At 72.8% G+C, this 10,537-nt stretch carries 11 protein-coding genes; 2 read left to right on the top strand and 9 right to left on the bottom strand.

Features of this window, described 5'->3' with window-relative positions; genetic code table 11:
• Positions 1-21: 21 nt before the first annotated feature.
• Both QP939_RS08080 and QP939_RS08075 read left to right on the top strand, forming a co-directional pair.
• The gene (locus tag QP939_RS08080) at positions 22-669 is read left to right on the top strand and encodes a response regulator transcription factor (protein ID WP_285459692.1); all 648 of its coding nucleotides are present in this window, start codon (positions 22-24) and stop codon (positions 667-669) included.
• Entirely contained in the window at positions 666-1,856 is a 1,191-nt protein-coding gene (locus QP939_RS08075; protein WP_285455966.1) for a sensor histidine kinase, read from the top strand. The genes QP939_RS08080 and QP939_RS08075 overlap by 4 nt, the downstream gene beginning before the upstream one ends.
• On the opposite strand, the gene QP939_RS08070 is transcribed toward QP939_RS08075, so the two are convergent.
• From QP939_RS08070 to QP939_RS08030, 9 genes are all read right to left on the bottom strand, one after another.
• Entirely contained in the window at positions 1,822-3,102 is a 1,281-nt protein-coding gene (locus QP939_RS08070) for a HEAT repeat domain-containing protein (RefSeq protein ID WP_285455965.1), read from the bottom strand. The two genes, QP939_RS08075 and QP939_RS08070, sit on opposite strands and share 35 nt — an antisense overlap.
• A 31-nt stretch (positions 3,103-3,133) precedes the next feature.
• Positions 3,134-4,423 (bottom strand): histidine--tRNA ligase, encoded by a 1,290-nt coding sequence (gene hisS, locus QP939_RS08065; RefSeq protein WP_285455964.1) that lies wholly within the window; start codon positions 4,421-4,423, stop codon positions 3,134-3,136.
• A gap of 35 nt (positions 4,424-4,458) precedes the next feature.
• Positions 4,459-4,848 (bottom strand): hypothetical protein, encoded by a 390-nt coding sequence (locus QP939_RS08060; protein WP_285455963.1) that lies wholly within the window; start codon positions 4,846-4,848, stop codon positions 4,459-4,461.
• A gap of 87 nt (positions 4,849-4,935) precedes the next feature.
• Positions 4,936-6,102, bottom strand: a complete 1,167-nt coding sequence (locus QP939_RS08055) for an amidohydrolase family protein (protein ID WP_285455962.1) — start codon at positions 6,100-6,102, stop codon at positions 4,936-4,938.
• Between the two features lies 1 nt (position 6,103).
• Positions 6,104-7,231, bottom strand: a complete 1,128-nt coding sequence (locus QP939_RS08050) for an MAB_1171c family putative transporter (RefSeq protein WP_285455960.1) — start codon at positions 7,229-7,231, stop codon at positions 6,104-6,106.
• The gene (locus QP939_RS08045) at positions 7,228-7,749 is read right to left on the bottom strand and encodes a hypothetical protein (RefSeq protein ID WP_285455959.1); all 522 of its coding nucleotides are present in this window, start codon (positions 7,747-7,749) and stop codon (positions 7,228-7,230) included. Before QP939_RS08045 ends, QP939_RS08050 begins: the two co-directional genes overlap by 4 nt.
• A complete protein-coding gene (locus QP939_RS08040) occupies positions 7,746-8,150 on the bottom strand; it encodes an XRE family transcriptional regulator (RefSeq protein ID WP_285455957.1) in 405 nt (134 codons plus the stop codon). Before QP939_RS08040 ends, QP939_RS08045 begins: the two co-directional genes overlap by 4 nt.
• Positions 8,151-8,447: 297 nt before the next feature.
• The gene (locus QP939_RS08035; RefSeq protein WP_285455956.1) at positions 8,448-8,900 is read right to left on the bottom strand and encodes a flavodoxin family protein; all 453 of its coding nucleotides are present in this window, start codon (positions 8,898-8,900) and stop codon (positions 8,448-8,450) included.
• Positions 8,900-10,534: a phospho-sugar mutase gene (locus QP939_RS08030; protein ID WP_285455955.1), complete on the bottom strand. Its 1,635-nt coding sequence runs from the start codon at positions 10,532-10,534 to the stop codon at positions 8,900-8,902. Before QP939_RS08030 ends, QP939_RS08035 begins: the two co-directional genes overlap by 1 nt.
• Between the last annotated feature and the right edge of the window lie 3 nt (positions 10,535-10,537).

Here is a 10,537-nt window from a genome sequence, read left to right as displayed (position 1 = left end):
GATGGGGCGGCGAAACCGAGGGTGCTCCTGGTCGAAGACGACCGCGAACTGGCGGGCATGCTCGCCGAGCTGCTCGCGGACGAAGGCTACGAAACCGAAGCGGCCCACGACGGCCAGCGGGGCCTGCACCTCGGGCTCACCGGGCGGTACGACGTGATGATCATCGACCGGCGCCTGCCGGTGCTGGACGGGCTCGAGCTGCTGCGGCGGCTGCGGGCCCGCGCGGTGACCACGCGGGTGCTGGTGCTCTCGGCGCTGGGCGAGCTGGCCGACCGCGTCGGCGGGCTCGACGCCGGCGCGGACGACTACCTCGTCAAGCCGTTCGAGGCGGAGGAGCTGCTCGCGCGGCTGCGGGCCCTGACGCGCCGGGACCTGGACGGCGCGGAGTGCCTCCCGCTCGGCGCGGCGGCCCTCGACCTGCAGCGGCACGAGGTCGTCCTGCCGCGCGGGGAGCGGATCACGCTGTCCGGGCGGGAGTTCGAGCTGCTCCGGACGCTGGCGCAGCGGCCGAAGGCGATCCACCCGCGGGCGGTGCTGCGCACGAGCGTGTTCGCCGACTCGACCGGTGAGTCCATTGTGGACACCTACGTGTACTACCTGCGGCGCAAGCTCGGCCGGGACGTCGTGCGGACCGTGCACGGCCTCGGCTACCAGCTCGGTGCGGTATGAGACCCGACGCCGAAGAGCGGGCCCTGCGGCGGGCGCGGTGGGCGATCACCGCGCAGATCGGCGTCGTGGTGTCGCTGCTGGTGGCCGTCGCGGGCGGGATCGCGTACGGGATGCTGCTGTCCGGGCAGCACGCCGACGCCGACCGGACGCTGGCGCGGACCATCCAGCTCGGCCCGGGCACCACGCCACCCGGCTGTGTCTGGCTGTTCACCCCGGCGGGACACGCACCGGCTGGCACCCCGCCGGCCGGGATGCCGCTGCCTGCCCTGACCGCGACGGTGCCTTCGCCCGGCGACGTCCACACGGAACGGCGGTCGATCGGCGGGATGACGTACACGATCCGCGTGGAGAACCGCGGCGGCGTCGTCTCGCAGGCGTACTTCGAGGAGGTCTACCAGATCCAGGACCGCTCGTCGCTGCTGTTCGGGCTCGGCGTCGCCGAGGTGCTCGCGCTGCTGGCGGCGCTGGTGTGCGGGCGCGTGCTGGCGTGCCGCGCGATCCGCCCGCTGGCGGACGCGCTGCGGCGGCAGCGGACGTTCGTCGCGGACGCGTCCCACGAGCTGCGCGCCCCGCTGACCCGCCTGCACACGCGGGCGCAGCTGCTGGCCCGCCGCGCGTCGAGCCGGGACGCGGCCGACCTCGACCAGCTGGTGCGCGGCACGCGCGAGCTCGGCGAGGTCGTCGAAGACTTGCTGCTGTCGGCACAAGCGTGCGACCGGCCGTCGCTGGAACCGGTGGAGCTGGGCTCGCTCGCGGAGGAGGCGGTGGCGGCCGAGGCCGTCCGCGCGGACCAGAGCCAGGTCCGCCTGGCGGTGACCCGCGAGCGGCGGCCGTACGTGGTCCAGGGCGTGCCGACGGCGTTGCGCCGCGTGCTGTCGGCGTTGCTGGACAACGCGTTGGGCCACACCCCGCCGGGCGGGTCGATCGAGGTGTGGCTCGGCCTGCCGGACGAGCGGCACGTGGAGCTGCGGGTGCGCGACACGGGCGTCGGCTTCCCGGCGGCGGACGCGGAGCGGATCTTCGAGCGGTTCGCCCGCGGTTCCGACGGGGACGGACGCCGGTTCGGCTTGGGGCTGGCGCTGGTCCGCGAAGTGGTGACGGGCCACGGCGGCACGATCGCCGCCGCGGGCCGTCCCGGCGCGGGCGCGACCTTCACCCTCCGGCTGCTGCGGGCCGACCCAGTGTGAACCGGATCCGGCGGGCCAAGCCCTCGGGCACGCGCACGAGCAGCGCCTCGATCTCCGCGGCCAGCTCCGGCGACGGTGTGGAGTAGATCCCGGCCGACTGCGCCAGCCACGTGTGGAGATCGCGGTGGGCGCTGTCGGCGAGGTCGTCGTCCCGCAGCAGGGCGAGGTCGGTGTGCAGGCGCGTCCAGACGTCGCGGTCGCGCAGCAGGGCCGCGGCCGCCCGGCGCGTGTGGAGCGGCTGATCGGCGGCCAGCAACGCCCGCAATGCGGTGCTGTCGACCGGCTTGCCGCGCAGGAACGCCACCACCTGCCGGGTCACCGCGGGCGACGGGTCGGTGAGCAGCGGCCGCACGGCCGCCGACTCCGGCGCGATCCGGCGCAGGCCGCGGACCGCCGTCGCGCGGACCCGGGGCCGCTCGTGGGTGAGGGCCTGTTCGAGCCGTCCGGCGTCGGCCGCGGTCCCGGTTTCGCCGAGCCCCGCGATCGAAGCCGGGGACACCGCCATCGCGCGGTAGCGGGCCGCGGGATCGCCGCCTGCCTTGAGGACCAGGGCCTGCGCCATCGACCGGACCGCCGCCGACCGGTCCGCCAGGCACTCCCCGGCCCGGTCGACCAGGGTCAGCGCCCGCATCCGGACCTTCGGCGCCCCGGCCGCGAGCAGCTCCTCGACGCACTCGCCGCGGTCGAGCAGCGCGGTGCCGCACAAGGTCCGGACCACGAGGTCGCGGTCCCGCGTGGCGATGTCCAGCAGGCGTTCGCGCGGCAGCAGCCCGAGCGCCTCCCGGTGGGCCCAGCGGCGGCTTTCCCGGTCTTCCAACGCCAACGCGGCTTCGAGGGCGTGCGGCAGCGCCTCGCGGAACAGCGCGGTCATCCAGTCGTCGACCTGGCGCCGCCGCAGGACGCCGATGAGCGGCAGCATCGCCCGCAGCGTTGGCTTGTCCAGTTTGGACAGGACCAGCGGGCGGGCGAGGTCGCGGATCGGCCGGACCCAGTCGACGCACCGGACCAGCAGCAGCGGCACCACTTCGGGGTCGTCGCGGACCGCCAGCTCCAGGACCGCCGCCTCCCGAAGGTGCCCATTGGCGTGGCAGGCGGCGACCGCCAGCACGTCGCGCGACGGACGGCGGCCCAGCCGCATGTCCCACGAGACCCACCACGCCCGCCGCACGGCCACGTCGAACTCCGCCCACCGCCGCGGGTCACCCGCGGCGAGGGCGTCGAGATCGGGCTGCTCGGTTTCGAACACCCCTCCAGCGTGGCAGGGGTGTCGAACCGATTTACGCCAGCAGCGCCTGGACCGCGGCCGGCGCGTCCGCGATCGCGACCGGGTTCTGCTCGCGCGTCGCGAGGCTGCGCACGGTCACGTTCCCCGCCGCCCAGTCCTCCTGGCCGACGATCACCACCGCGACCGCGCCCGCCTTGTCCGCGCGGCCCAGCTCCTTGCCCAGCTTGCGGTGCTCGATCGGCGTCGACGTCCGAAGCCCTGCGGCCCGCAGCGACGTCGCCACCGACCGGGCCGCGTCGAACAGGTCCTCGGTCACCGGGATCACCATCACGTCGACCTCGCTGCGCGGGGCCGGCGTGAGGCCATGCGTGTCGAGGAAGTCGATCAGCGTCACGTCGCCCATGCCGAAGCCGATGCCCGGGATCTGCTGCGGCGTGAACATCGACGCGAGGTCGCTGTAGCGGCCGCCGCCGAACAGCGCCCGGCGGTTCTCCGGCGAGGTGTCGAACACCTCGAACACGGTCGACGTGTAGTACGCCAGCCCGCGCACGATCATCGGCTCGTACTTGACCAGCGAACCCGCGCTGCTGTTCAGGACCCGGACCAGGTTGGACTGCTCGCGCACTTCGGCGGGCAGCTCGTCGAGCAGGGCCTCGCCCGCGTCGAGCGTCTCGGCCAGCTTCTCGAACTGCTTGTCCGACAGCCCGATCTCGCCCGCGTTCTCGGCCAGCTTCTCGCGCGGGTACTTCTCCCAGCGGTCGACCAGCGCGAACACCTGGGCGAGGTGGTCCTCCGAGACCCCGGCGACGTCGGTGAGCGCCGACGTCAGCAGGTTCCGGTCGTTGACGCGCAGCACGAACATGTCCGGCGTCGCGCCGAGCGCGGCCATCATGTCGTGCACCAGCTCGAAGATCTCGATCTCGCAGTTCGCGCTGTCCGAGCCGAAGATGTCCGCGTTGATCTGCCAGTGCTCGCGGACGCGGCCGCGCTGCGGGGCCTCGTACCGGTGGCAGTTCGGGTGGCTGTACCAGCGCACCGGGAACGACAGCGACTTCGCGCTCCCGGCGATCATCCGCGCCACCGACGGCGTCATCTCCGGCCGCAGCGCGAGCCGCCGCCCGCCCTTGTCCGTGAGGGTGTACAGCTGCTTGTCCGCGATCTCCTGGCCGGACTTGCGCTCGTAGATCTCGGCCGACTCGAGGATCGGGCCGTCGTAGCGGAGGAAGCCGCGGCGCTCGAGGACGTCGTAGAGATGACCGAACACCTGGGTACGCACGGACATTTCGGCGGGCAGGAAGTCCCGGGTCCCCTTGTAGGGCGCGGTCGGCAGGTATTCAGGCACGTCACCCAGCTTAACGACCGGCCGCATCCGGGTTTTCAGGGGAAGGCCACCCCGTACGCCGTGAGCAGCGTCGCGGCGGCCAGGAGCACCGCGCCCGCCGACGTGACACGGCCGCCGAGCGCCCCCTTGCCCGGGATCAGGTGGACGAAGAACCCGCCGGACTGGGCGAGGATCCCGAACAGCAGCAGGAAGCAGGTGATCCACACCGTCGTCTCCGGCAGCGTCGTCCGGTCCAGGATCTGCAGCGCGACCAGGGCGAGGATCAGCAGGACACCGGCGTGGGCGTGCCCGGCGCGGAACATCGCGCGCTGGTGCTCGGTGAGCTTCCGGTCGCGCAGGACGCCCATCAGCGCGTAGCCGCCGTACATCACGGTCGGCAGCGAGACCAGGGCGATCACGGTGAACAGCTGGATCGGTCCGTGCATCGGGGGACTCCTTCTCGGGGTGGTGACAGCTACGGTAACACTGTTTTAAAACGCTGTCACCAAACCAGGCATTCCCCGATCGGGGAACTAGGCGGAGTGGCCCTGGGCCAGCACCAGGAGAGGGTTGCGCAGCGCGGCGAGCGACGTGAGCGGGTCGCCCTCGACGACCAGGACGTCTGCCGCCAGCCCGGGTTCGAGGAGGCCCGTGACGTCGGCCAGCCCGAGGCCCGCCGCCGAATCGCACGTCGCGATCTCCAGGATCCGGCGGCGCGGGAAGCCGAGCCATTCGTAGAGCTCCAGCGCGCCGACCGGGTCGTCGAACACCGAGCCGGGCAGCCCCGCGTCGGTCCCGGACAGCAGCCGGACGCCGTGCTCCTCGAGCCAGGGGAGCCGCCCGTACATCGCCTGGGCGACGTCGTCGCCGAGCTTCTCGACGATCACCCGCCAGTTGCGGCTGCTCGTCGAGCACGCCGAGATCCCCTCGGTGGCCATCTTCTTCGCCACCGGCTCGCGCCGGTCGAACGAACGTGGCCCGGTGAGGAAGCTGCAGTGCTCGACCGTCGACACCCCGGCCTCGACGGCGGCTTCGATCGCGTCCGCGCCGTGGGCGTGCGCCGCGACCGGCAACCCGTGCGAAGCCGCGTGCGCGACGATCAGCCCGAGCTGGCGGGCGTCGAACTGCGACTCCCACATGTCGGCGCCGCCCTCGGTGATCTGGCCGCCGCTGGCCATCACCTTGATCACGTCCGCGCCCGCCTCGGCGTTCGCGTCGATCCGGGCGCGGAGCTCGTCGTCGGACGCCGCTTCGCCGCCGAAGAAATGGCAGTGCCCGCCCGGCACGGTGATCGGCGGGCCCGAGACGAGCAGCCGCGGCGCGACGTCGTCCGCGAACGACCGCCGGACGGCCGCGCCGAGGTGCCCGCGGTCGCCGAGGTCCCGCACGGTCGTGACGCCGCTGCGCAGCATCGACGTCAGCCGCTCGCGGGCGCCGTCCAGGAGGTCGTCGCTCTCGGAGAAGTGCGCGAGCATCTCGCGGGAGGCGTCGAACGCCAGGTGGACGTGGACGTTGAAGAGCCCGGCGAGCGCGGTGCCGGTGGGGAAGTCGTGGCGGGTGGCGTCCGGCGCGGCCTGCGCGAGAACGTCGGCACGTGGTCCGGCCGCGACGATCAGGCCGTCGCGCACCAGCACCGCGCCGTCGTCGACCGGTGTTGACGGGCGGATCAAGACCCGCCTCGCGGTGATCACGACGTCCACGTCACGCCCCGTTCGCCATCGCGGCCGACAACGCCAGCAGCGGCCGCACGTCGGATTCGATGTCGTCGGCGGGCGCGGGCAGGACCTGCTTGGCCTGGCCGTCGCTCTCCTCGCCCGCCGCGTGCCGCTCCAGCGCCGTCCGCAGCTCGGCCGCCGCGGCACCGGGATCGGTGGCGACGAGCTCGCCGAAACCCTCGTCCAGGTAGGGCGACAGCTGCACGAGCCCGTCGCGGATCTCGATCACGCGCCGGTAGTAGACGCGGTGGATGCTGCGCGGCGAAAGCCGTTCGGCGCGGCGGCGCGGCGGCGTCCGCAGGACGATGCTGGGGAACGCGCGGACCAAGGCCGTCCACAGTGGAGCCAGCGCGCGGTGCTCGCGCCGGTGCTGGCGGCGGCGCCGCAACGCCGAAAGCCGCGCCCGCACGCCGGGGTAGGTGACCCCGGCGAGGAACAGCACCGCGCCGACGATCACGAACGGCACGCCGAGCAGCAGCAGGATCTTCACCACCGGGCCGAACGCCCACGCCACCACGATGTACAGCGCGCGGAAGATGCTGCCGATCGCGGCGCTGGCCATGCCGAACGCGCTCAGCTTGAGGCCGATGCGCAGGTTCCGGTCGGCCACCCGCAGGTACCGCACGATCCAGGCGGTGCAGGCGATGAGGCCGTAGATCAGGTAGAGCCCGGCGCCGAGGTAGAAGATCGCGATCCCGGAGTCGTGGATCGTCGACGGTCCCAGCGGCAGTCCGCGCAGCTCGGACGGCGTCAGGACCATCGCGACGATCATCAGCGCGATCGCCGCCGCCAGCGGCACCAGCTCGGCCACCACCCGGTGGTAGCGGCGCGGGCCCAAGGCCGAGCCGAGGAAGAAGATGACGAGCGCGCAGATGCCGCACGCGAGCAGCGCGTTGTTCGCCACCCGCGCGGCTCCGCGGCCGATGACCGCGTCGACCTCGTCGGAGATGGCGGGCTGCTGGAGCAGGAACGCGGCGGCGAACCCGGCCACGCACGCGGTGACGGCCCAGTTCGGCACCGTCGGCGCGCGCTGAACCTGGTAGATCCGCCACGTCAAAGCCGCGGCGAACAGCACCATCGCGAACAGGTTCACGGGGCTGAAAAGTGTGCTCACAACCACCCTTGGTGATCGCCGAGCGCACCCTGGATCCGGCGAAGGTCCCGGTCCGCGGCGCGCCGGGGGATCGTGTAGTTCAGGACCGACGCCCATTCGAGGATGATCGTCGCGACCGTTTCGGCTTCCCACTCGTGCGCGTCATCGTAGGACGAGCGGCGCAGCGCGCGGTGTACGGCATCCGGGTCAAGATCGGGAGCGGGGCCGCGCAGGAAGTCGGCGGGCTCGGCGTCGCCGTGCGGGTGGTGGTCGGCGAGCATGTGCCCGAGCTCGTGCAGGATGATGTGGTCTTGGTGCGATTTCGTCGTTTCGGCCTGGTAGAAGATGTAGTCCGCGGACGACGTCGCGATCCAGCAGCCGAACGGCCCCGGCACCTCCAGCGGGTAGGCCATCAGCCGGATCGGCTTGCCCCGCTGCTCGCCCAGCCGCGCGCAGAGCACCTCGACGTCCAGCGGCGGGCCGATGTCGAGCTGCTTGAGCAGCTTCCGGCACCGGCGGCGCAGCTCGCGTTCCTTCATCGCGCGGCGTCCTCCGGGTTCCGGCCTTCGCGCTCGGCCCGCTCGTAGCGTTCGACCAGCTCCAGCAGGTCCATCACCTGGCGGCGGCCCTGCGGCGAGAGCTCCTGCGCCCGCATGGCCATCAGCTGGGCTTCGCCCGCCGGCGGCGCGGCCACCTCTTCGTCGAAGAAGTACGTCACCGGCACGCCGAACAGCCTGGCCAGCGCCTCGACGTAGTGGATCTTGGGGTTGACCCGCTTGCCGGTGGCCAGCTGCTGCAGGTAGGCGGGCGACATCGCCGGCCCGCCCGCCCGCTCCACGGCGGCCGAGATCTCGCGGTAGCTGTGCGGCGCGCGGCCGTCCACCCGAGCCGCCTCGATCAGGGCGCTCAGGCGTTCGGCGAAGGTGCGTTCCCGTGTCATACCCGCCCCCTAGGTTTCCACCGTGAAAATTCTAGCCGGGAAACCACTGTACGCACATGTTGACAGCTGACGTATGCAGTGGTTTACAGTTGGCACGCCTCTCGCCTGGGCGATCCGTACCCTGGGGGTGTACGGACCCGCCGAGGCGAGAGGCCGTCGCGCCTTCGACTCGTCATGATCGGCTGTCTGTAGTACGCTTCGTAGGCCAAGGTTGATCGCCCTCGAGGCGAACCCTTGGCCACGGCCTGTTGCCGGAGGTCGACCCCCAGGGCTTCCGGTGACAGGCCCCTTTATTTCTCAAGCCATGAGCGTCGCGGCCAGCGTGCCGCCCAGTTCGGTGCACGCTTCGAGGGTCTGCTTGTCCGGCTCGCCCGTCGTGATCACCGGGTCCGCCGCCTTCGTCCACCCCAGGCCCGTGGTGATGGCCAGCAGCTGGCGCTCGGTCCCGGACGTGTCGCTGTTGCCGTGGATCCAGTAGCCGAACGGCCGCCCCCGCGTCGCGTCCAGGCACGGGTAGTAGACGGTGTCGAAGAAGTGCTTCACCGCGCCGCTCATGCTGCCCAGGTTCGCCGGCGTGCCCACCAGATAGCCGTCCGCCTCGAGCACGTCGGGGACGGTGGCCGCCAGCGCCGCGCGGCGGACCACCTCCACCCCTTCGATGTCCGGGTGCGTCGCGCCCGCCAGCACGGCCTCGAACAACGCCTGCGTCGACGGCGACGGCGTGTGGTGCACGACCAGCAGCTTCGGCATCAGGCGAGCAGCTCCTCGACGGCGGACCGCAGCGCCGCCAGCCGTTCTTGCGCGGCCGCGCGCGCGTCCGCCAGCGAGTCCGTGACCGGCGCCACCACCTGCAGGTACGCCTTCAGCTTCGGTTCCGTGCCGGACGGCCGGACCACCACCCGCACGCCGTCGCCGGTCAGGCGCAGGACGTCGGCGTCCGGGAGCAGGTCCTCCAGCGTCACCGCGACCCCGCCGAGGCTCGACGGCGGCGTCTCACGCACCTTCGTCATCAACCGGCCGCGGACCGCGAGGTCGGTGACCCGCAGGGAAACCTGGTCGGTCAGGTGGACGCCGTGCCGCTGGGCCAGCTCGTCGAGCACATCAAGCGGGGTGCGGCCCGCCGCCTTCAGCTGGGCGGCGAGGCCCGCGGCGAGCGTCGCGGCGGCGATACCGTCCTTGTCCCGCACGAAACCGGGGTTCACGCACAGGCCGAGCGCCTCTTCGTAGGCGAACACGAGCCCTTCGCCCGCGCGCACCAGCCACTTGAACCCGGTGAGCGTCTCCGCGTAGCGGGCGCCCTCGGCCTTCGCGATCTCGCCCAGCATCGACGACGACACGATCGTCGTGGCCACCAGCGGGTCCGGCACCAGCGTCCGGTCCACTGTGGACAGAACGTAGGAGCCGAGCAGCACGCCCGTCTCGTCGCCGCGGAGCATGCGCCACGAGCCGTCCCGCTCGCGGACGCCCAGCGCGCACCGGTCGGCGTCCGGGTCGAGGGCGATCGCCAGATCGGCGTCCACTTCGGACGCGAGCGCCAGCAGCAGGTCCGTCGCGCCCGGCTCCTCCGGGTTGGGGAACGACACCGTCGGGAAATCCGGGTCCGGCGTGGCCTGCGCGCCGACCAGGTGCAGGTCGGGGAACCCGGCCCGCTCGAACGCCGCGCGCAGCGTGTCGGCGCCGACGCCGTGCAACGCCGTCGCGGCCACGCGGACCGTGCGGTCGTGGCCCAGCGGCAGCGTCGCGACCTCGTCGAGGTAGCGGGGGAGCAGGTCGACGACCTCGGCGCCGGCCGCACGCGGCACGCCGACCGCGGGCGGCGCGGCCTGGATGGCGCGTTCGATCTCGCCGTCGGACGGCGGCACGATCTGCCCGCCGGTCGCGTCGTAGAGCTTGTACCCGTTGTCCGCCGGCGGGTTGTGCGACGCGGTGATCTGGATCCCGGCCACCGCGCCGAGCCTGCCGACGGCGAACGCGAGCACCGGCGTCGGCAGCGGCCGGCCGAACACCTTGACGTCGAACCCGGCCGCGGTGAGCACCTCGGCGGCCGCGGTCGCGAAGGCCTCGGAGCCATGCCGCGCGTCGCGGCCGACGACGACCAGCGCACCCGCGTGCCCGTGGGCCTTCAGCCACTCCGCGACCCCGGCGGTGGTGCGGGTGACGACGGCGACGTTCATCCCGTTCGGCCCGGCGCGCACCGGTCCGCGCAGCCCCGCCGTGCCGAACTCGAGCGGCCCGGCCATCCGGTCGGCCAGCTCCTCGGCGGCACTCGCGTCACCGCCCATCGCCTTCGCGAGGACGTTCTGCAGCTCGGCGCGCGTGCCGTCGTCGGGGTCGTCGGCGATCCAGCGGAAGGCGGCGTCGCGCAGGGTGGAGGTCAAGGTCACCGC

This window comes from Amycolatopsis nalaikhensis (assembly GCF_030264295.1).
In the GTDB taxonomy this organism is placed as follows: domain Bacteria; phylum Actinomycetota; class Actinomycetes; order Mycobacteriales; family Pseudonocardiaceae; genus Amycolatopsis; species Amycolatopsis nalaikhensis.
Note: the sequence above shows the minus strand (reverse complement) of the source record. Positions and strands in the feature narration are given on the sequence as shown.

Bases quoted from the DNA above. Each gene is read 5' to 3' on its own strand.
- QP939_RS08075 (WP_285455966.1), top strand. From the start codon at position 666: ATGAGACCCGACGCCGAAGAGCGGGCCCTGCGGCGGGCGCGGTGGGCG.
- QP939_RS08060 (WP_285455963.1), bottom strand. From the start codon at position 4,848: ATGCACGGACCGATCCAGCTGTTCACCGTGATCGCCCTGGTCTCGCTG.
- QP939_RS08045 (WP_285455959.1), bottom strand. From the start codon at position 7,749: ATGAAGGAACGCGAGCTGCGCCGCCGGTGCCGGAAGCTGCTCAAGCAG.
- QP939_RS08040 (WP_285455957.1), bottom strand. From the start codon at position 8,150: ATGACACGGGAACGCACCTTCGCCGAACGCCTGAGCGCCCTGATCGAG.
- QP939_RS08035 (WP_285455956.1), bottom strand. From the start codon at position 8,900: ATGCCGAAGCTGCTGGTCGTGCACCACACGCCGTCGCCGTCGACGCAG.